The sequence below is a fragment of the Pseudomonas sp. ICMP22404 genome (assembly GCF_006227205.1).
Taxonomy (GTDB): Bacteria; Pseudomonadota; Gammaproteobacteria; order Pseudomonadales; family Pseudomonadaceae; genus Aquipseudomonas.
The window spans coordinates 81,539-101,068 of record NZ_VCNG01000010.1; the positions used below are offsets into that span (position 1 = coordinate 81,539).

Below are 19,530 nucleotides of genomic sequence, written 5' to 3' on the forward strand. Positions count from 1 at the left end.
ATCAACTTATTCGATCACTTGCGCAGTGCAACCTTTTGTTCCTTCGGTTCCAACGACTCCCGCTCCCGATCAAACGCCAGATAGTATTTATTCACACTATTAACGTAGCTGACGGCGCCCATTCCTACCTGCTCCATGGCAATACGTTCGACCTGGAAAAACCACTGGTTGGGATTCAGTCCACGCCGCCGGGCCTCGGCACGCATGCCCTGGACGCGTTCGGGGCCCATGTTGTAGGCAGCCAATACAAAGGCCATGCGTTCGCGCTCGTTGAGCTTGGGGCTGGAAAAAAACTTGCGGCGGATCATGGCCAGGTACTTGGCGCCGGCCTGGACATTGGCGTCCAGGTTCTGAATGTTGCCGACCCCGACCCGCTGCGCCGCCGCCGGAGTGATCTGCATGAGCCCGGTGGGACCGCTTCCGCTGCGGGCGCTGGGTTGCAGAGCGGACTCCTTGAAGGCCAGGGCCGCGAGGTTGAGCCAGTCCATATCCTGGGCCTCGGCATGTTTTTGCAGCACCGGGCGCAGTTTCTCCAGCCGCTGGCGGTCGGCCCGAGCCAGCGGATAATGAACCTGGTACAAACGACGATAGATGCGCAGGAACGCAGCGTCCTCGTTGGACGGTACCTTGTAGGTCGTCAGGAAGCCGTTGATGCTCGCCCGCAGCATGGCGGCGTCGCGGCGAACGAACCAGTGCTCGTTATCCGGCTCACCGATCAGCAACTGCCGGTCGAAGCGCAGCTTGGGCAGAATCTTGCCCCAGCGCTCGGCGATGGGTTGCTCGACAATGGTCAGATGGAAAATCCCTCCCTGGACCATTTCCAGCACATCCTCGACCGCCAGGGTGGGGTCGACCCATTCGATCTTCACCGGTGATAACTTGAGCAAAGCCAGCTTCTGGTTGATCTGCCCCACCGCGTCCCCCGCCGCACTGCCGTTGGGCAAGGCCAGGGTCTTGCCGGACAACTGCTCCACCCGCGTGTAGCGCTTCTCCCCCTTGATGCCCACCAGCATCAAGGGCACGCCACTGCGAATCGGATCGCTGGCACTGACCGCGTGACTGGCCAAGGGCTCAAGCAATTCACCCGGCGCCACGAGGTCGCCCTCTCCGCGTTGCAGGGCACCGAGCAACTGGTCCTTGGCCTTGGGGATGATCTTGAGGGTGATTTCCTGGCCATCCCGGGCATGACCGTTAAGGTATTGTTCGAACGCCCGCAACCGGTGGTATTCGACGCCGATGGGTTGCCCCTGGACTTCACCGGAACTGTTGCGGCTCTGGTTGACCAATACTTTCAGCACTCGACTGCTGCGGATCTGCGCCAGGTCACGCACCGTACCCGGCGCCACCGCCTGCACCGGCCCAGGCAGCCGCGCCTCCGCCGGCATTGGCAGCAGCAGCGAACAACACAGCAGTAAGAACACCTGGGGACGTGTCATCCACTCTCCGGAAGGAATACCGCGACCCGCCTTCTTGAAAAAAGAGGCTTGGGTCGACAGGAACAGAGCACCTGGGGCGCTGAAAAGTGCGCAAGACTGGCACAGTGATGGCGTTTATACCAACCCGACCTGTCTCATGGCCTCAACAGACAGCCTCAACTCGTTGTAGTTCTTGGCTTTTCTTATAAATCTACAGCTCTGATATGCTTTCCGGCCTTTGGGCCGAGGTAGCACCATGCAACTCATCGATATCGGCGTCAACCTGACCAACCCCAGTTTCGCCGACAAACAGCAGGCAGTGCTTGAGCGCGCCTATGAAGCAGGGGTCTGCCAACTGGTATTGACCGGCACCAGCATCGAGGGCAGCGAAAAGGCTCTCGAGCTGTGCCAACAGTTGGATGAGACCGGCGAGCGCCTGTTCTCCACCGCCGGCATCCATCCCCACAGCGCCAGCGACTGGACAGCCGACAGCGCCCGGCACCTCAAGGACCTGCTGAAGCAAAGCCACGTCCGTGCCGTTGGAGAATGCGGACTGGATTTCAACCGGGACTTCTCCCCTCGCCCACAACAGGAGAAAGTCCTGGAAGAACACCTCGCCCTGGCGGCGGAACTGCAACTTCCAGTCTTTCTTCACGAACGCGACGCCGACCAGCGCTTACTGGAGATTTTGCGGGATTTCCGCGACCGTCTGCCGGCTGCGGTGGTGCATTGCTTTACCGGTGAGAAAAAGGCGCTGTTCAACTACCTGGACCTGGACCTGCACATCGGCATCACCGGCTGGATCTGCGATGAACGCCGGGGCACGCATCTGCACCCGTTGGTACGCGAAATCCCCCGCGGCCGGCTGATGCTCGAAAGCGATGCGCCCTACCTGCTGCCCCGCACCCTGCGTCCCAAACCGAAGAACGGGCGCAACGAGCCGGCCTACCTGACCGAAGTCTTGCGGGAAATCGCCTTGCATCGAGGCGAAACCCAAGAAGACCTGGCCGCTCACAGCACAGCATGTGCGCGGGCGTTTTTCGGGCTGCCCACGATCTCCTGAGCCCCCGAAATCCCTTGCGGGAGCGAGCCTGCTCGCGATAGCAGTGAATCAGCTTGCAAGTCAGTGGCTGACACTCCGCTATCGCGAGCAGGCTCGCTCCCACAGGGAATCCGGGCCAGCCCATGGCTCCTAGCATCAGGTCTGTTGACCCACATCAACACTCCACCTCCCGGGATAGCGGCAAAATAATGGCACCTTGCCAAAACTGTTTCCGCTATCAGAGAAGACCTCCATGGGTGCCTGGCTTAGCAATATCTCGCTGAAATACAAATTCTGGGCGGTCAACGCGGTCGCCTTTGTAACCACCTTGCTGCTCGTGCTCTATGCACTGCAGCTTGAACAACAGGCCCGCAATGATGCGGCCCGGGTGAATGCCCAGGCCCAGGCGCGCCTGCTCAGTGCCTGGCCCGCCGAGCAAGCATTGCCCAGGGCCGATAACCTGCTGGCGTTCAAGCAAGGCCAGGCGCCCGCGCTCAACGGTCAGTCGTTGCCTTCACTGGCGCAGGCGCAGGGCTGGGTCGATCTGGACTCCAAACCGCTCGTCGGCAATCAGCCGTTGCTGGGCGCTGACGTCATCCGACGCGGCGACGGCCAACAACTCGCCGTCCTGGCTCAGGGCGCAAGCCTGAGCCAGGTACTCGGCGAGCGCTTCAGCCAATACGCCGTGGCGGTGTTCGTGTTGATGCTGGCCATGCTGGGCGCGTCGCAATTGTTGATCCGCTTTCTGTTGAGCCAGCTCAACACCCTGAAGGACGTGATGCTGCATGTGGAGAAGACCGGCGATCTGTCCGCCCGCGTGCCTCTGGCCTGCAAGGATGAAGTGGGCCAGATGGCCGCCGCATTCAATGCCATGCAAGCCGGTTATCAACGGGTAGTCGATACCGTGGCCAGCACGGCCCGCCAACTGGACAGTGGCGCAGCACGACTGGCCTCGAGCATGAGCGAGGTTCGCCACGGCATGCTTGGGCAGCAGAGCGAAACCGATCAGGCAGCGACGGCGATCAACGAGATGTCCGCCACAGTGTATCACATCGCCCAACATGCCGGCGCCACTCGCGACCTGTCGAAAGCCGCCGACACCCTGGCCGGCAATGGCCGTAACGTGGTCAATCGTGTTGAGCAGTCAATCACCGGCCTCTCCTCCGGGGTGCAGCAGACCGCCGAAATGATCCAGCGCCTGGCCGAAGACAGCCAGAAGATCAACAGCGTGGTCAGCGTGATTCACAGCATAGCGGAGCAAACAAACCTGCTGGCCCTCAACGCCGCCATCGAAGCCGCGCGGGCCGGGGAAATGGGCCGGGGTTTCGCCGTGGTAGCCGACGAGGTACGCAACCTCGCCAAACGGGTGCAAATCTCAACAGATGAAATCACCACCATGGTGTCGGCCCTGCAGGCGGGGACCCAGGACGCGGTGGACTTCATGCAGGAAAGCTCCTACAAAGCCGACGATTGCGTACAACAGGCCCGCGAGGCCGGCGAGGCATTGGCGCAGATCACCGACGCGGTGGCCCAGATGCGCGAGAGCAATACCCAGATCGCCGTCGCGGCCGAGCAGCAAAGCCAGGTTGCCGAGGAAATGAACCGGGCGGTGGTGGGCATTCGCGACGTCACTGAAAACACCGTGCGCCAGACCGTGGACTCGGCCACGACCAGCCATGAACTGGCGACCCTGGCGGGTGAATTGAGCAAGGCGATCGGGCAGCTCAGACTCTGAGACCGCCGTCGCGGGCAAGCCTTGCTCCCACAAAGGAATGTGGACGATGGAGAGGCAAGCCTTAGCCCACAAAGGGAATGTGGACCTGTGGAGAGGCAAGCCCTACACCACAAAGAAAATGTGGACCTGTGGAGAGGTAAACTTCATCCCATAAAGGACACATGGACCTGTGGGAGCAAGGCTTGCCCGCGATTGCTTCATCCGAGAACTGACTCGGATCTATCGCTCCCATAGCCAACCGCGATTCGCCGCCCTGCCCCGCCATGCCTATTCTTGTATCAACAGATGTCAGGCATAAGGAGCAGCATCATGCACAAACGTCACCCTACCCTCGCAGGCTGGCAATGGCACGCCTTCAACCCAACCCATCTGGCGTTGCAACTGATCGCCGTGCCCTTGCTCATCATCGCATCGCTGCTGATCATCTCGGGCGCGCTCAACCTGGACCTGGCGGACATCAGCATCGGCATCATCGCTGTATTCGCCTCGCTGGGACTACTGCGCCACACTCATTGAGCGCCCACATACCTCAGCCGAAAATCGTCACCGTCTGCCGGCTCATGGCGATCAGGCGGCCATCGGCGCTCCAGAACTTCGCAGCGACGTGACCGTAGCCGTCCTGGGCGTGCTCGATCTCGGCCAGGTACTTGCACCAGTCCAACGTCGTGAGCGCCAGCACCGGCTGGACGAATTCGATGGTCCAGGTCAGCGTGCTACCCGGCGCCATCTGTGTCAGGTGCGGCAGTAACGCGGGCGGCCAGGCATCCACCAACGCGAGGATGTGGGCCTCGTTGAGCGGCTCTTCCTTTACATCCCCACGCAACCGTACCCAACCGCCCATGCTGCGGGATTTATTGCCGGTGAATGGCAGACCACCGACACTCCAGCACATCGCCAGGTGCCGCATGAACTCCGGCGTGCCACCCTTGATATAAGGCAGCTCCTGGCATTGCTCGATGCTTTTGAACTCAGGCGCAGGGTCGGCCTGCACCGCCACCACGGAAGAGCGCGATGCACCGAAGCTGCCTTGCACCACGGTCACCACCTGGCCGTTCTGCACAGCGCGTCCCTGCACCTGGCTGACCGCCTTGCCTTCGCGCAGCACTTCGACTTCAAAACTGACGGGCACGTCCGGTTCGACCGGGCCGACGAAGGTGATCGCCAGTGAACGCACCGGACGATCCGCCGGCACCCGTGCGCGCATCGCCTCATACTGCAGCGCCGCCACCAGCCCACCAAAAGTGGCGCGTCCCTGCCCCCATTCGGGTGCGATGGTCACGGCGCCAGGCTGACGGCGCACAGCATCGATCAAATCGGAAAAGCGCATGGCAACCTCGAAAGCATGGGAGAAAGATGAAGGAATCTTAACCAGCCGGGATAAACGACACAGCGCTCATTCCGGCCAAAGAGGCTGACAGATAGGCCGCCACACTTTAATCAACGCACAGAGCATTGTGGGAGCGAGCCTGCTCGCGATAGCGGAGGGTCGGTCAGCATGGGGCAAGCTGAGTCGGCGCTATCGCGAGCAGGCTCGCTCCCACAGGGAGATAGAGGGTGGTTTTTTCAGGATTTCTCGAAGCAGCTCGCGATCAGCTTATCGAGCACCTTGTCAGCCTTGGCTTCGGCCTCGGTCATGGTAGTGCGCCAGACCGGCACACAGGGTTGCAGGTCGTGTTCCCGTTCGGCCTGGGCCAGCCATTGCCAGCAGTCGTGCCAATCGCCCAGGGCGCCTTGGGCGGACTTGAGCCGCGGCATGGCCGCTTCCGGCAGTCGATCGAGCTCCGGGTAGGCTTCGATCGCATAGCGCACGCGCTTGATCAGCAGCCGCAACCGGTGGCGGTCATGGGCCGGATCACGCAACGCTTCACCGAGTTGTTTCCATTGTTTGTCCAGGCGCTTTTCAATGCGTTTGCGCAATCCCTTGAGCAGCCCCTGACGCTGGGCCGCGCGAATGAAGCGCGGAAATGCATCGAGGATCATCAACAGCTGCGCCAACTCCCGGCTCGCGGCCACGGCAGGATAGGCCTCGGCCATCTGCAGCCGACGCCGTTGCGCGGCATCGGTGTTGTCGTGCAACTCAAGATAAGCCGCCAGCACTTCCCGGTCACGCAACGGCGTGGTCAGGGTTCCAACCGCCGAAGCGGCTGTTTCCAGCTGTTCGACACCCGGCAAGCCGCGCAATGGGCGGAGCAAGCTGCGCAAACGGCGAACCGTGGTCCGCAGGTCATGCAGCGCTTCACTGTCGGTATGGGCATTCAAGCGGGCCTGGCAGGCCAGCAGGCCGACTTCCAGCCCGACGATCCGGGCCACCAGCCTATCAATCATGGGGGGCGTACTCCGTACAGCAGCTTCAAGTGGCGAGCTGCAAGCCACAAGTGAGGGTCACGTCGTGCCGCTCTCTTGCAGCTTACAGTCTATAGCAGCCGCTGCTTTTATCGTCCCGCACGGGACTCGCGGATGTAGAAGCGAGCTTTCTCGGCCTTTCTGGAGCAGCCTTCGAACGCTTCGAACTGCTGCTGGGTCTTGGCACCGGTCAGCAGCGACAGCGCCTTGGAGTAACTGACAGTACCGGCAAAACCTTCGGCCTTGGCCAGGTCCAGTTCATGCCAGGCGGCGTCAAGCTGGGTGCCGCAGCTGTCACGATAAGCTGTTTTGCCTGCGCAACCGGCCAGGGCCAGAACCATCAGGGATGCTACTAGGGGCAGGCAGATCCGGGCTTTCATCATTACACCTCAGTCAGGTCAAACAGTCGTGCTGGTAAGACGGTCGCAAAGGCGAAAAGTGCCTTGGCCGGACCGCCTTAATTCAAGTGTGGGCGAGCATACAAAAATGTCACCCCAGCGTGTCAAAAAACGACGCTGATGCCACAACGATTGAGCCGGAGCCTCGATCAGTGCATTGTTGAAGTCTGTTCGACAAGAGGCCAGGTCATGACAAAACGTGTCGCATTGGTATTGGGTTCGGGCGGCGCCCGGGGCTACGCCCATATCGGGGTGATCGAGGAAATCGAACGACGTGGCTACGACATTGCCTGCATCGCCGGTTGCTCGATGGGCGCTGTAGTGGGCGGGATCTATGCCGCCGGCAAGCTCAGGGACTACCGCAACTGGATCGAAAGCCTGGATTACCTCGACGTCCTCCGGCTGGTGGATGTCAGTTTTCGCCTCGGTGCGATCCGCGGTGAAAAAGTCTTCGGACAGATCCGTAAGATCGTCGGCGAACTCAATATCGAAGACCTGCGCATTCCCTACACCGCCGTAGCCACGGACCTGACCAACCAACAGGAAATCTGGTTCCAGGAAGGTTGCCTGCATCAGGCAATGCGCGCTTCGGCGGCGATTCCCAGCCTGTTCACACCAGTGATGCAAGGCAATCGCATGCTGGTGGATGGTGGCCTGCTCAATCCGCTGCCGATCGTGCCGGTAGTATCGAGTCACTGTGACCTGATCATCGCAGTCAACCTCAATGCCACCAACCAGCGACAATACAGTCTGCCGGTCATCCCACGTCCGGCCGCGTTCAGGAGCCGATTCGACAATCTAATCAGTTCCCTGGGGTCGAAATTGCCCTTTCGGCGCAAGCAGGCCGAGCAGTTGTTACTGCTGGAACAGGAAGCGTTGAAGGCCGAGGCCGCCGATATCAACCCATGGCTCGAATCCGCCGAGCCTGAAGGCCAGCAACCGGCCGCAGCGCCCGAGACTGAAGGCGCACCGAAGTCCGCCACCGGTTCGTTCATCATCGATAACGTCGGCCCGGCCTCGTTGCTGGATTTGATCAACCAGAGTTTCGAGGTAATGCAAACCTCGTTGGCCCAATACAAGATCGCCGGGTATCCCCCGGATGTACTGATCAACGTGCCGAAACGGGTGTGCCGGTTCTTCGAGTTCTACAAGGCGCCGGAGTTGATCGCCCTGGGGCGGGAGATTGCCAGTGACACCCTGGATCGGTATGAAAGTGAACAGAGCTGAAGCAACACCTTGATCCTGTGGCGAGGGGATTTATCCCCGTTGGGGTGCGAAGCAGCCCTAAAATCAGGCAACTCGGTTTGCCAGCTTTATCGAGTCGACGGGTTTGGGGGCGCTTTGCACCCCAGCGGGGATAAATCCCCTCGCCACAACAGTGCTTGGCTGAAGACCGAGAGGTTAAAACCCACCCTCTCCCAACAACCGATACCCCACCCCCGCCTCGGTCGCAATGAACCGGGGACGCGTCGGGTCGTCCGCCAGTTTTTGACGCAGGTGGCCGACCACGATGCGCAGATAGTGACTGTCCTCGGTGTGGGTCGGGCCCCAGATGTCCTTGAGCAACTGTTGTTGGGTGATGACCCGTCCGGGGTGCCGCGCCAGTTGTGCCAGCACGGCGTATTCCTTGCGGGTCAGAGCCACTTCGGCGCCGTCCAGCAATACCCGTCGATAGGCCAGGTCCACCGTCAGCGGACCGAACGTCAGCGCCGCTTCCCGGGCCTCGCCTGCCGGTGCCTGGCGCAAGAGGGCGCGGACGCGGGCGAGGAACTCCTGGATGCCGAACGGCTTGGTCACGTAATCGTTGGCGCCGTTGTCCAGCGCCTCGACTTTCTGGGCTTCACTGGCTCGCACCGAGAGCACCAGCACCGGCACCGTCGACCATTGGCGGAACTCGCACAGCACCTGCTGACCATCCATGTCAGGCAGGCCCAGGTCGAGCACCAGCAGATCAGGCTTGTTCAATGCAGCCTGGGCCAGGCCGTCGGCCCCTGTACCGGCCTCCAGCACCTTGTAGCCCTGGGAAACCAGACTGATGCGCAGGAATTTGCGGATCTGCGGCTCATCATCGATGACCAGGAGGGTCGCGGTTTGGCTCATGGGTTCGGTTCACTGAAAATCAATGGCAGAGAGTAACGCAGCCCGGCTCAAGCTTCATCGTCCATGTCCGGTTGTGCCTGCAATGGCAGATGCAGGGTGATGCAGGTGCCGCGCCCGTCGATGCCATCGCCCACGCTGATCCGCCCACCATGGGCGCCCACCATGCCCTGACAGATCGCCAGCCCCAACCCCGTGCCCTGCCCGCCCCGATCGCCGCGCGCAGCGGTGTAGAACATGTCGAAGATTTTCTCTCGTTCTTGCTCGGGAATCCCCGGCCCTTCATCAGCCACGGCAAACAACACTTCGCTGTCCGTCGTGCCTGCACTCAGTTGCAGGCGCCCGTGAGCCGGCGAAAAACGCGCGGCATTCTCCAGCACATTCACCAGGGCCTGTTCGATCAGCGCCGCGTGGACATGCAGCAATGGCAAATGAGCGGGCACTTCGACGCTGACCATCAGCGGCGCCAGCACCGCCCTCAGACGATTCAGTGCACTGCCGACGATATCCGCCGGCGCCACCCAGTCCCGCGCCAGTTTCAGGGCGCCGTGGCCGAGACGGGTCATGTCCAGCAGGTTCTGGATGTAGCGGTCCAGACGCTCAGCTTCATCGCGGGTGCCTTCAAGCAATTCGCGACGATCTGCCAGCGGGATCGCCTCCCCCAACGCCAACAGGCTGTCGATGCTGCCACGCATGGCGGTCAGCGGCGTGCGCAGATCATGGGAGACCGAGGCCAGCAAGGCGCTGCGCAGTTGCTCGGTCTCGCCGTGCAGACGCGCCGCCTCGAGGTCCTGCGCCAACTGCGCCCGGGCCAGCGCCTGGGCCAGCGGCTGACTGAGGGCCGCCAACCAGCGCCGACGTTGACCGCTCAAGGGACTGTCGTCTTTCGAACGCACGCCCAGCAACGCCAGCGGTCCACCCTCCACCGACAACGGCCACCACCACCAGCGCCCGAGGGGCAGTGTCCCGGTACCGGCGCCGGCCGGCTGGTCGTGCTGCCAGGCCCAGTCGGCCGCCGCGCGTTCGGCCTCGACGAACGTCAGCGACTCAGCAGTCTCGACCTTCCAGCCACTCTGGCCTTCTCGATTGAGCAGGCATAGCTGCAAGTCGTGCCAGCCGTTGAAGTGCTGCGCGGCGGCACTGATCACGGCCTGGCGGTCGGTGGCAGCCGTGAGCTTGCGGGACAGATCGAGCAATTCGCCGGTTTCCTGCTGGGTGTCGCGCAGCACCTGCAACTGTCTACGTTGGCGGGCAGCAAGATTACCGGTCAGCGCCGCCATCAGCAGAAAGAACACCAACGTCAACACATCTTCATCACGCTGGATGGTGAAGGAAAAGTTCGGCGGGATGAACAGAAAATCGTAGGCCAGGAACGACAGCGCCGCGCAGGCCAAGGCCGGGCCGAGGCTGCTGCGCACCGCTACCAGCAAGACCGCCATCAGAAACACCAGGGAGATATTGGGCAACGCCAGCAGCCCGGAAATGCCCCAGGCCAACGCACTGGCCACCACGGTCGCCAGCAACGCCAACACGTAGTCGAAGCCGGTCTGGACGCGGCTTGAATAAACGCGGGCGGGACGCAGTTGTTCATCGCTGTCCAGTACATTGATCTCCAGCCCCATGGCAACGCGCAACAAGCGTGAGGCCAGGCCGCCGCCAAACCATCGCCTGCGCAGGCGCGGTCGGGACTGCCCTACCAGGAGCAGAGTGGCCCGACGCTCGATGGCATGTTGAACCAGGGTCCTGGCTACTTCGCCGGCCCGCAACAACACCACTTCGCCGCCCAGACGTTCCGCCAGTTGCTGGGCGTTTTGCAGGCGCTGGCGCGAGGCCTCGTCCCGGGCGCCACCGTTGTCCACATGCACCAGGCTCCACGGCAGATGCCGACGCTGAGCGACGCGGCTGGCATGGCGCACCAGGCGCTCGGCTTGGGCGTCGCCGTCCACCCCCACCAGTAACCGCCCCCGCACCACCGGAGCGGCCTGCCCCAGTTGTCGATAGCCCAGCGCCAGATCGTTGTCCACTTGCGCGGCGGCGGTCTGCATCGCCAGCTCACGCAGGGCCGTCAGGTTGGTCTGGGTGAAGAAAGCGTCGATTGCCGCGCGGGCCTGCTCCGGCACATAGACCTTGCCATCGCGCAGGCGCTCCAGCAGTTCACGGGGCGGCAGGTCGATCAGCAGCAGTTCATCGGCCTCCTGCAGGACCCAATCCGGCAGCGTTTCGCGAACCTGCACCCCGGTGATGCCGCGCACCTGGTCATTGAGGCTTTCCAGGTGCTGCACATTGACGGTGGTGTAGACGTCGATGCCGGCAGCAAGCAGCTCTTGAATGTCTTGCCAGCGCTTGGCGTGGCGACTGCCGGGGGCATTGCTGTGGGCAAGTTCGTCCACCAGCACCAGCTTTGGCCGGGCGGCGAGCAGACCGTCGAGGTCCATCTCCTCGAGCATCACGCCCCGGTACTGGGAGCGCACCAAAGGCTGTTGTACCAGGCCGCCGAGCAAGGCTTCGGTTTCGGCTCGACCGTGTGTCTCCACCACACCGGCGATAACCTTCACGTTCTGCCGCAACTGGGTGTGGGCCGCTTGCAACATGGCGAAGGTCTTGCCAACACCCGGTGCCGCGCCAAGAAAGACCTTGAGCCGACCACGGCCAGCGCGGGGCAGATTGGCTAACAGGGCATCGGCGCGGCCGGAGTCGCTCATGGTGTGGTTCTCTTGCTTTCAGATACTGAGGGCACGCCCATTCTCACAGGCTCCATGGAATCCTTGTGGGAGCGAGCCTGCTCGCGATGACGATGTATCAGCTTGCAGATGTGTGACTGATACACCGCTATCGCGAGCAGGCTCGCTCCCACAAAGGGGGTTACAGCTTTTCCAGCGCCAGGTTCAACGCCAGCACATTCACCACCGGCGGCCCTACCAGAGGTTGCTCGATGTGAGTGTCGAGCAACTGCTGCAAGGTCGAGACCGGCAGGTTGCGCGCCGCGGCGACTCGCGCCAGTTGATAGGCAATCGCCGCCGGTGGCAAGTGCGGATCCAGCCCGCTGCCGGAAGTGGTCAACAGCGCCAGCGGCACCGGCCCTTGGCCCGGCACCAAAAGCGTGTGGGCATCATCGATTATCCGCGTGGCCAGGGCCGGATTGCTCGGGGAAAGGTTGCTGGCGCCGCTGGCAACCGTGGCGAAGGTGCCGGCCGAGGGACGTGGATGGAACCAGGCATCCCCCTGGAAATCCTGGGCGATCAGCAGTGAGCCGCGCACTTTGCCGTCGGCCCCCTCGACGAGGCTGCCGTTGGCCTGGACGGGAAAGGCGATTTGCGCCACGCCCGTAACCAGCAGCGGGTAGGCGACCCCGGTGATCAACGTCATCAGGAGTAGCAGGCTCAAGGCCGGGCGAACTAATCTGAACATTCCAAAATCCTCAGTTGAAAACACATCTGTGGCGAGCAGACAGCAGTAACGGGCTCAAACCAGCCCCAATGCCGTCAACAACATATCGATCGCCTTGATCCCCACGAACGGCACCACGATCCCGCCCAAGCCGTAGATCAACAGGTTGCGCCGCAGTAGCGCCGCCGCGCTCGCCGCCTGCACCCGCACGCCGCGCAGGGCCAAGGGGATCAGCACCACGATGATCAGCGCGTTGAACACAATGGCCGAGAGAATGGCGCTCTGCGGGCTGCTCAGGTGCATCACGTTCAACACGCCGAGCTGTGGATAAATCGAAGCGAACAGTGCCGGCAGGATCGCGAAGTATTTGGCGACGTCATTGGCGATGGAAAAGGTGGTCAGTGCCCCACGGGTGACCAGTAGTTCCTTGCCGATCTGCACCACGTCCAGCAACTTGGTCGGATCGCTGTCGAGGTCGACCATGTTGGCCGCCTCCCGCGCCGCTTGCGTGCCGTCGTTCATCGCCATGCCGACATCGGCCTGGGCCAGGGCCGGAGCGTCGTTGGCGCCATCGCCGCACATGGCGACCAGCCGACCGTCATTCTGCTCATGGCGAATACGCGCCAGCTTTTTCTCCGGCGTGGCCTCGGCCAGCACGTCGTCGACGCCCGCTTCGGCGGCAATCGCGGCGGCGGTCAACGGGTTGTCGCCAGTGACCATCACAGTACGAATCCCCAGCTTGCGCAGCTCGGCGAAACGCTCGCGGATACCCGGCTTGACCACATCCTTGAGATGGATGGCGCCCAGCAGCTTGCCGTCCACGCACACCAATAAGGGCGTGCCGCCGCTCTGGGCGATCTTGTCGACCTCTTGGGCAAGCATCGACGGCAACTGGCTGCGCGGCAGGCCAATAAAACCCAGCAGCGAATCCACTGCCCCCTTGCGGTATACCCGCCCCTGATGATCGACACCGGACAAACGGGTTTCAGCGCTGAACGGTACCGCCGTCAGCGATTGCAAGGCAGGCTCGGGCTGCGGATGCAGAGCCCGCAGGTATTCCACAATGGACTTGCCTTCCGCCGTGTCGTCCGCCAACGACGCCAACAACGCGCCTTCAGCCAGCGCCTTGATGCTCACACCAGGGGCGGCATGAACCGCTGCACAACGACGATTGCCGAACGTGATGGTGCCGGTCTTGTCCAGCATCAGCACGTGCACATCCCCCGCCGCTTCCACCGCGCGACCGGATTTGGCGATCACGTTCAGGCGCACCAGCCGATCCATCCCGGCGATGCCGATGGCCGACAGCAACCCGCCGATGGTGGTGGGAATCAACGTGACCAGCAGCGCCACCAGGAACACCAGTGGCAGGCTGCCGTTGGCGAAGTGGGCGAACGGTTGCAGCGTCACCACCACCAACAGGAAGATCAGGGTCAGGCCAATCAACAAGATGTCCAGCGCCACCTCGTTCGGCGTCTTCTGCCGCTTGGCGCCTTCGACAAGGGCGATCATGCGGTCCAGGGTCGACTCGCCGGGGTTGCTGGTAATGCGCACCAGCAACCAGTCGGAGACCAACCGCGTGTTGCCGGTGACCGCCGAACGATCACCGCCGGATTCACGAATGACCGGTGCAGACTCACCAGTGATCGCCGCCTCGTTGACCGCAGCAATGCCTTCGATCACCTCGCCGTCGCCCGGAATCATCTCCCCTGCCTCGACGCGCACCACATCGTCCGTGCGCAATCGGGTAGCGGGGACGACTTCAAACCCATTGACAGTCCGGCGACGTGCGCTCAGGCCTTCGCTGCCAGCCTTGAGGCTGTCGGCCCGGGCCTTGCCGCGCCCTTCGGCCAGGGCCTCGGCGAAATTGGCGAACAGCACGGTGAACCAAAGCCAGAGCGCGATCTGCGCGGCAACGAACGTCGGCACGGCACTGTCGGGGATGAAACACAGCACAGTGGTGAGTACTGCCGTCAGCTCCACCACCAGCATCACCGGTGCACGGTGCAACTGGCGCGGATCGAGTTTGACGAAAGCTTGTATCAACGCCGGCCGCCAGAGGGCGGAGATGGCGGTTTTAGCTTGCGGTGCCTGGGTGGTAACCGCTTGGGGTGCGGGCATATTCATCATCGGATCCTCAGAAGCCCATGCTCAGGTGTTCGGCAATCGGGCCCAGGGCCAGGGTCGGCAGAAAGGTCAGGCCGCCCACCAGCAAAATGGTCACGGTCAGCAAGGTCACGAACAGCGGGCCGTGGGTCGGGAAACTGTTCTGGCCAATCGGGGCGGTTTTCTTCAGCGCCAGGCTGCCGGCCAACGCCAGCACCGGCAGGATGTAGCCGAAACGGCCGATCAACATGCCCAGCCCCAGCATCAGGTTATGGAACGCCGTGTTGGCGCCAAATCCAGCAAATGCCGAACCGTTGTTGGCCCCCGCCGACGTGTAGGCGTACAGCAACTGGCTGAAACCATGAGCGCCAGGGTTGCTCACCGCAGCGCCAGGCCCGGGCAGGCTTGCGGCGACGGCGCCCAGCACCAGCACGCTCACAGGCATCACCAGCAGAGTTACCACCAGCAGTTGCACTTCCCGGGCGCCCAGTTTCTTGCCCAGGTATTCCGGGGTCCGGCCGATCATCAAACCGGCCAGGAACACCGCGATCAGCACATTCAGCAACATCCCGTAGAGCCCGGCCCCAACGCCACCGAAAATTACTTCGCCGACCATCATGTTCACCAGCGCGACCATGCCGCTGAGGGGGTTGAGGCTGTCATGCATGGCGTTGACCGAGCCGTTGGACGCCGCCGTGGTGGTCACCGACCACAACACCGAGGCGGTGGTGCCGAAACGCGCCTCCTTGCCTTCCAGCGGCGCGGTCTGCTCCACGGCCGCATCGGCCAATGCCGGATTGGGTTGATATTCGGCCCACAACGAAGTCGCGCCGCCGATCAAGAAAAGCGCGAGCATGCAGGCGATGATCGCCCGACTCTGCCGCAGATCCTTGACGTAGTGGCCGAACATGAACACCAGCGCGGCGGGAATCAGGATGATCGAAGCGAGCTCGAACAAGTTGCTCCAGGCCGTCGGGTTCTCGAACGGATGCGCCGAGTTGACGCCGAAGAAACCGCCGCCGTTGGTGCCCAATTGCTTGATCGCAATCTGGCTGGCAGCCGGACCCAGCGGGATCACCTGGTCGGCCCCTTGCATCGTCACGCCGTGCACATAGTGCGCAAACGTCTGCGGCACGCCCTGCCACACCAGGAACAAGGCCAGTAACAGACACAACGGCAAGAGTCCGTAGAGGGTGGCCCGGGTCATGTCGACCCAGAAATTGCCGAGGGTCCTGGCCGATTTACGCCCGATCCCGCGACACAGCGCCACCAGCACAGCCAGGCCGGTGGCGGCGCTGACAAAATTCTGCACGGTGAGGCCAATCATCTGGCTCAGGTAGCTCAAGGACGCTTCACCGCTGTAGGACTGCCAGTTGGTGTTGGTCATGAAACTGACGGCCGTATTGAAGGCCTGGGTCCATTCCATGCCGGGCAGTTGCTCGGTGTTGAGCGGCAAGTGCCCTTGCAACAGGAGAATTGCGAACAGCAACACGAAACCCGCCAGATTGAAGGCGAGCAAGGCCAGGGTGTATTTCTGCCAGGTCTGCTCGACCTGCGGATCCACCCCCGACAACCGATAGCAGCCTCGCTCCAGCGGCCCGAGAACCGGGGAAAGCCAGGTGCGCTGCCCCTCCATGACCTTGTAAAAGAACCGCCCGAGAAATGGAGCCGGGATCAGTACCAGCGCGAAAAAGGCAATGATCAGCCCGTAGTCATAACCGTGCATAACCGCTCCTAGTTCCGGTCTGCGCGCAACAGCGCAACCAGCAGATAAATGAACAGCGCCACTGCCAGCAGCAATGACACCCCGTCCAGGACACTCATGGGATTTCTCCGTGGTGCGGCGTCGTGCCGCGTGTGGAGTGATTGTCGGCAGGGAGGCTGTAAAGGAACGAGATCGAGGGTGGGGTCGAGGAATAAAGAATTCGTAAAAATGAACGATGGCCTACTGGCCGCGTCATGAGCTACATCCGGTAGAACAGGGGTAGTATTGAACCACTGCGAGCAACCTTCGCTCATAAGTGGTAGGTGTGGCGGATTGGGTGAACGACGCCCACTGGCCCGCCCTCAAGGAGAATCCTATGCCCTGGTATGCCTGGCTGATTTTGATCGTTGCAATCGGCTCGATCGTCGGAGGCCTGATGATGCTGCGCGACACCGCCAACAAGGTCGAACTGACTGATGAGCAACGCAAGCGCGTGGCCGAGAGGAATGCAGAGATGGATGCGAAGGAGGCCAAGGATCGTTGATGGCTTGAGCTGCGCACCGCTTTTTTGTGGCGAGGGGATTTAGCGAAACGTCGCACCGCCCCTCGCCACAAAGGAAGTGTTATTTCTCCCAATCCGCCTTGGCAATCTGCAAGCCATGCAGCCCCTTGTACGCAGCCCGTTCGGGCTGGCTCCAGCCTTCGAGTAACGCATCTTCCAACCGATAGATCTCCACGCCCAGCGGACGACAGACGCTGAGCGGATCCTGAGCATCCGGCCCCCACATCGCCAACGACAGGTCACCGCCAGGGCAGGTGGATAAGGCGCATAGCAGATCGATCTCGGCAAAAAACTCCAGGTAGTCGCCCTTCTGCGCCGGACAGGCCTTCATGAAGTACATGTCGTCATGGTTGAGCCCGGTGCACTGGAAAATATTCAGCACATCGTGCACGTCGAACTCCGTAAGACCGTGAGGCAATACCGCACGGGTCAGGTTCGAATGACAGTGATGATGGAAATCCTCACCGGTCAGCATCCTGTTCACGTAGGGGTCACAACGGGTTCCCAGCAAATCGTGTAGCCGCCCGCCATGCTCGTCGATGCCGTAGCCGGCCAAGCTGTCATCGGTGATGGTCACCAGGGGTCTCAAAAAAGGCAGGTTCGACCAGAGCCGGTCATGAGTGCTGACATGAGCACCTTGCAGCTGCCGAGTGCGCGCCGCCCACAAGCGCTCCCGCGGATCGTGAGCGTTCCAAACGTTGAAATCGCCTACTTGCGGACCTACCGGGGTGGTGACGCGAAACACGTGGCCGGCCGGCACATGCCAGGCACGACCGGTGCGGATCGGCACCTCGAACTGCTTGATCAGTGTGCGTTTGTCCTGCTCGGCGCGGATGCGGTCGTAGAAGGGCTTGTCCACCTGCAGGGCCGAGCCTTTGCTGACTTGGTAGGCGGCTGGGTAGTCTTTGTACATGGCATTTGACCCTCATATCCAACGGTTGGGCGAGTAGCGTTCTCTTAAGATAGCTTTGCCCGCGTCCCGTCTCCGGGGCGCAGAGAACCGATATACTGCTCAGATATTCCCGAAATTTACACAACAGTAATCCATCTCGCCCTTCTTCTGCACCGGTCGGAATTGACTTGGCACCCATTCGCAGCGCGTAATCAGGCCCGGGCTATTCAACCCTTTTAGAAATGGCAACAGCCTGCCATTACTTAAATCGCCCCCATAGCCATACTCAGATACGTAGAGCACGTGGATCGGTTTCTTGTCGTTTAAAAAGGCAAAATACGTCATGTGATCCACGACGACGTTCTCCGCCGATCTAGCAGGGATGCCACACGATTCCCCCAATCTTCTGATCGAGTCCAAATGGTCCCGAACGCCCAACACCGGAATCGAAAGTGGCTGCCCGGGCAAGCTCGATTGGGCGGAGGAGGAATTGCGTACTACGGCGGGGGTCACGAGGATCAGCAGCGTAGTCATCGAGACTACTGACAACACCATCAATAACGAATAAGCAAATAGCGCGGGTGTATTACCTAGCTTCGCTGGATGTCTGGAATGCATCAACAAAGCAGCGACGATGATGGACGCCGGCACGAATTGTAGGCCCGCATAAAAATTTTGCAGGTTGTAAAAAAAAGCGTTGATTACATCCGCGCCGATCAGGAGAAGTGCAAGCACGACAGGGCCACACGCTTGCCGGCGAACCAAGTGCAACAAAAACACCCAGATACCGAGAATATGAGTTCCTATTACGAATGCATACAGAGAGTAATAAATGGCTAGATTAATATAGGGTAGGGATTTAACGCCATCAGCTATAGGAGGCAGCCAGCCTGATTGAAAATTAGCACTGAAAATCAAATGCGCCAACATCCGACCGGGAAAGCTGATCAAGTTGTTATAGGCGGCGCTAACAAACGCAATGGGCGAGGAGAACAACATGCTGGGCAACAAAGTGTTCGCCGCCAACATTTTTTGAATACTCGGTGCATCCTGACACTCCGCCAACGCACTGAAATATTGAAAGAGCTTAACACATAGAACCACTCCAAATAACAGTAGACCATAGCGAACCACCTTATGATACGTCGCAGTTGCCAACCATACAGCCGTGAGCGCGAACGGCATATAGAACATGCTTTTCGGGTGGGAATAGAAAAAAATTGAGAGCAATAACGCCAACCCCAGGGCCATCGCAGCCTGGGCACTCGTAGACCTCGGTGACCTGGAAAAAAGCGCTAATGAACAAAGCATCAAAATCGTCAGCATCAACAACTGTTCAGGACGTGCCATAACCCACAGATAGGGCAGAACACCTAATGAAGCTACTGCAACCAACCCAGCGAAACGTTGAAGAGCACCCTCCGAATCACACGTCTGTTTCAGGCACCAATAAGCAAGCAGAGCAAACCAAACCAGTGATAAGAAAATTCCGCTCACTCTCAGCCCCATAGGGCCAAGGTGGGCATATAATCCCGATAACACCACACCGGCGGGATAAAATATCCATGAAACTGCCCGCCCCGCCGTAGTGGTGCATTGCGGATAAAGAGTAACCGCATCCCCTCCCTCCAGGAAGAGTCTGGCAATTCTAAACTTAGTCATTACTTCATCGGAGTAAACCGGAAGAAAAAAACCACTTAGCAGAGTTCCAAAAAATAACACCAAAACAACAACAGGGACTACCTTACCTACAACAGCTCTCATTCGCTCACACCTATTTAAATACCAACGAAGCCCTATCTTGGCCAATAAAACCCATAACCTGCAGCAACGATAGCTCGAACTCTA

The 19,530-nt window shown here is 60.9% G+C and carries 17 protein-coding genes; 5 read left to right on the top strand and 12 right to left on the bottom strand.

Going from position 1 to position 19,530, the window contains the following annotated elements:
- Positions 1-14 precede the first annotated feature (14 nt).
- Positions 15-1,436 carry a transglycosylase SLT domain-containing protein gene (locus tag FGE05_RS18040; RefSeq protein ID WP_139647042.1) on the bottom strand — a complete coding sequence of 474 codons (1,422 nt, stop codon included), beginning with the start codon at positions 1,434-1,436 and terminating at the stop codon, positions 15-17.
- A gap of 235 nt (positions 1,437-1,671) precedes the next feature.
- Here FGE05_RS18040 and FGE05_RS18045 point away from each other — a divergent pair, with 235 nt between their 5' ends.
- The 3 genes from FGE05_RS18045 (at position 1,672) to FGE05_RS18055 (ending at position 4,708) form a co-directional block, all read left to right on the top strand.
- On the top strand, positions 1,672-2,478 hold the full coding sequence (locus FGE05_RS18045) for a TatD family hydrolase (protein WP_139647044.1): 807 nt from the start codon (positions 1,672-1,674) through the stop codon (positions 2,476-2,478).
- 232 nt (positions 2,479-2,710) lie between these two features.
- Positions 2,711-4,192: a methyl-accepting chemotaxis protein gene (locus FGE05_RS18050; RefSeq protein ID WP_139647045.1), complete on the top strand. Its 1,482-nt coding sequence runs from the start codon at positions 2,711-2,713 to the stop codon at positions 4,190-4,192.
- 309 nt (positions 4,193-4,501) lie between these two features.
- Positions 4,502-4,708: a hypothetical protein gene (locus FGE05_RS18055; protein ID WP_139647047.1), complete on the top strand. Its 207-nt coding sequence runs from the start codon at positions 4,502-4,504 to the stop codon at positions 4,706-4,708.
- 13 nt (positions 4,709-4,721) lie between these two features.
- Here FGE05_RS18055 and FGE05_RS18060 read toward each other — a convergent pair whose 3' ends face one another.
- From FGE05_RS18060 to FGE05_RS18070, 3 genes are all read right to left on the bottom strand, one after another.
- Positions 4,722-5,519: an acyl-CoA thioesterase II gene (locus tag FGE05_RS18060; RefSeq protein WP_139647049.1), complete on the bottom strand. Its 798-nt coding sequence runs from the start codon at positions 5,517-5,519 to the stop codon at positions 4,722-4,724.
- A 236-nt stretch (positions 5,520-5,755) separates the two neighbouring features.
- Entirely contained in the window at positions 5,756-6,517 is a 762-nt protein-coding gene (locus FGE05_RS18065; RefSeq protein ID WP_139647051.1) for a CHAD domain-containing protein, read from the bottom strand.
- 107 nt (positions 6,518-6,624) lie between these two features.
- Positions 6,625-6,915 carry a hypothetical protein gene (locus FGE05_RS18070; protein WP_024778753.1) on the bottom strand — a complete coding sequence of 97 codons (291 nt, stop codon included), beginning with the start codon at positions 6,913-6,915 and terminating at the stop codon, positions 6,625-6,627.
- A 207-nt stretch (positions 6,916-7,122) separates the two neighbouring features.
- Between FGE05_RS18070 and FGE05_RS18075 the strand changes: the two genes are divergently transcribed.
- Entirely contained in the window at positions 7,123-8,160 is a 1,038-nt protein-coding gene (locus FGE05_RS18075; protein ID WP_139647053.1) for a patatin-like phospholipase family protein, read from the top strand.
- 174 nt (positions 8,161-8,334) lie between these two features.
- Here FGE05_RS18075 and FGE05_RS18080 read toward each other — a convergent pair whose 3' ends face one another.
- The 6 genes from FGE05_RS18080 to kdpF all read right to left on the bottom strand — a co-directional run bounded on the left by FGE05_RS18080 (position 8,335) and on the right by kdpF (position 16,347).
- Positions 8,335-9,033, bottom strand: a complete 699-nt coding sequence (locus tag FGE05_RS18080) for a response regulator (RefSeq protein WP_139647055.1) — start codon at positions 9,031-9,033, stop codon at positions 8,335-8,337.
- A gap of 47 nt (positions 9,034-9,080) precedes the next feature.
- Positions 9,081-11,732 carry a sensor histidine kinase KdpD gene (locus FGE05_RS18085; protein ID WP_139647056.1) on the bottom strand — a complete coding sequence of 884 codons (2,652 nt, stop codon included), beginning with the start codon at positions 11,730-11,732 and terminating at the stop codon, positions 9,081-9,083.
- A gap of 160 nt (positions 11,733-11,892) precedes the next feature.
- Positions 11,893-12,438 carry a potassium-transporting ATPase subunit KdpC gene (kdpC, locus tag FGE05_RS18090; RefSeq protein WP_139647058.1) on the bottom strand — a complete coding sequence of 182 codons (546 nt, stop codon included), beginning with the start codon at positions 12,436-12,438 and terminating at the stop codon, positions 11,893-11,895.
- Between the two features lie 54 nt (positions 12,439-12,492).
- Positions 12,493-14,544 carry a potassium-transporting ATPase subunit KdpB gene (kdpB, locus tag FGE05_RS18095; RefSeq protein ID WP_139647060.1) on the bottom strand — a complete coding sequence of 684 codons (2,052 nt, stop codon included), beginning with the start codon at positions 14,542-14,544 and terminating at the stop codon, positions 12,493-12,495.
- 10 nt (positions 14,545-14,554) lie between these two features.
- On the bottom strand, positions 14,555-16,249 hold the full coding sequence (kdpA, locus tag FGE05_RS18100; RefSeq protein WP_139647062.1) for a potassium-transporting ATPase subunit KdpA: 1,695 nt from the start codon (positions 16,247-16,249) through the stop codon (positions 14,555-14,557).
- A gap of 8 nt (positions 16,250-16,257) precedes the next feature.
- Entirely contained in the window at positions 16,258-16,347 is a 90-nt protein-coding gene (kdpF, locus tag FGE05_RS18105) for a K(+)-transporting ATPase subunit F (RefSeq protein ID WP_003218754.1), read from the bottom strand.
- 257 nt (positions 16,348-16,604) lie between these two features.
- On the opposite strand from kdpF, the gene FGE05_RS18110 reads away from it, so the two are divergent.
- The gene (locus tag FGE05_RS18110; protein WP_003183831.1) at positions 16,605-16,772 is read left to right on the top strand and encodes a DUF2897 family protein; all 168 of its coding nucleotides are present in this window, start codon (positions 16,605-16,607) and stop codon (positions 16,770-16,772) included.
- 79 nt (positions 16,773-16,851) lie between these two features.
- Here the strand turns inward: FGE05_RS18110 and FGE05_RS18115 are convergent, their stop codons facing one another.
- Together FGE05_RS18115 and FGE05_RS18120 are read right to left on the bottom strand one after the other, a co-directional pair.
- Positions 16,852-17,703, bottom strand: coding sequence for a DUF1989 domain-containing protein (locus FGE05_RS18115; protein WP_139647064.1), 852 nt, complete (start codon positions 17,701-17,703; stop codon positions 16,852-16,854).
- 99 nt (positions 17,704-17,802) lie between these two features.
- Entirely contained in the window at positions 17,803-19,446 is a 1,644-nt protein-coding gene (locus FGE05_RS18120) for a hypothetical protein (protein WP_257225674.1), read from the bottom strand.
- Positions 19,447-19,530 lie beyond the last annotated feature (84 nt).

Excerpts from the sequence above, each read along its gene's own strand:
- FGE05_RS18040 (WP_139647042.1), bottom strand. The coding sequence starts at position 1,436 with ATGACACGTCCCCAGGTGTTCTTACTGCTGTGTTGTTCGCTGCTGCTG.
- FGE05_RS18045 (WP_139647044.1), top strand. The coding sequence starts at position 1,672 with ATGCAACTCATCGATATCGGCGTCAACCTGACCAACCCCAGTTTCGCC.
- FGE05_RS18050 (WP_139647045.1), top strand. The coding sequence starts at position 2,711 with ATGGGTGCCTGGCTTAGCAATATCTCGCTGAAATACAAATTCTGGGCG.
- FGE05_RS18055 (WP_139647047.1), top strand. The coding sequence starts at position 4,502 with ATGCACAAACGTCACCCTACCCTCGCAGGCTGGCAATGGCACGCCTTC.
- FGE05_RS18060 (WP_139647049.1), bottom strand. The coding sequence starts at position 5,519 with ATGCGCTTTTCCGATTTGATCGATGCTGTGCGCCGTCAGCCTGGCGCC.
- FGE05_RS18065 (WP_139647051.1), bottom strand. The coding sequence starts at position 6,517 with ATGATTGATAGGCTGGTGGCCCGGATCGTCGGGCTGGAAGTCGGCCTG.
- FGE05_RS18070 (WP_024778753.1), bottom strand. The coding sequence starts at position 6,915 with ATGAAAGCCCGGATCTGCCTGCCCCTAGTAGCATCCCTGATGGTTCTG.
- FGE05_RS18075 (WP_139647053.1), top strand. The coding sequence starts at position 7,123 with ATGACAAAACGTGTCGCATTGGTATTGGGTTCGGGCGGCGCCCGGGGC.
- FGE05_RS18080 (WP_139647055.1), bottom strand. The coding sequence starts at position 9,033 with ATGAGCCAAACCGCGACCCTCCTGGTCATCGATGATGAGCCGCAGATC.
- FGE05_RS18085 (WP_139647056.1), bottom strand. The coding sequence starts at position 11,732 with ATGAGCGACTCCGGCCGCGCCGATGCCCTGTTAGCCAATCTGCCCCGC.
- kdpC (WP_139647058.1), bottom strand. The coding sequence starts at position 12,438 with ATGTTCAGATTAGTTCGCCCGGCCTTGAGCCTGCTACTCCTGATGACG.
- kdpB (WP_139647060.1), bottom strand. The coding sequence starts at position 14,544 with ATGAATATGCCCGCACCCCAAGCGGTTACCACCCAGGCACCGCAAGCT.
- kdpA (WP_139647062.1), bottom strand. The coding sequence starts at position 16,249 with ATGCACGGTTATGACTACGGGCTGATCATTGCCTTTTTCGCGCTGGTA.
- kdpF (WP_003218754.1), bottom strand. The coding sequence starts at position 16,347 with ATGAGTGTCCTGGACGGGGTGTCATTGCTGCTGGCAGTGGCGCTGTTC.
- FGE05_RS18110 (WP_003183831.1), top strand. The coding sequence starts at position 16,605 with ATGCCCTGGTATGCCTGGCTGATTTTGATCGTTGCAATCGGCTCGATC.
- FGE05_RS18115 (WP_139647064.1), bottom strand. The coding sequence starts at position 17,703 with ATGTACAAAGACTACCCAGCCGCCTACCAAGTCAGCAAAGGCTCGGCC.
- FGE05_RS18120 (WP_257225674.1), bottom strand. The coding sequence starts at position 19,446 with ATGAGAGCTGTTGTAGGTAAGGTAGTCCCTGTTGTTGTTTTGGTGTTA.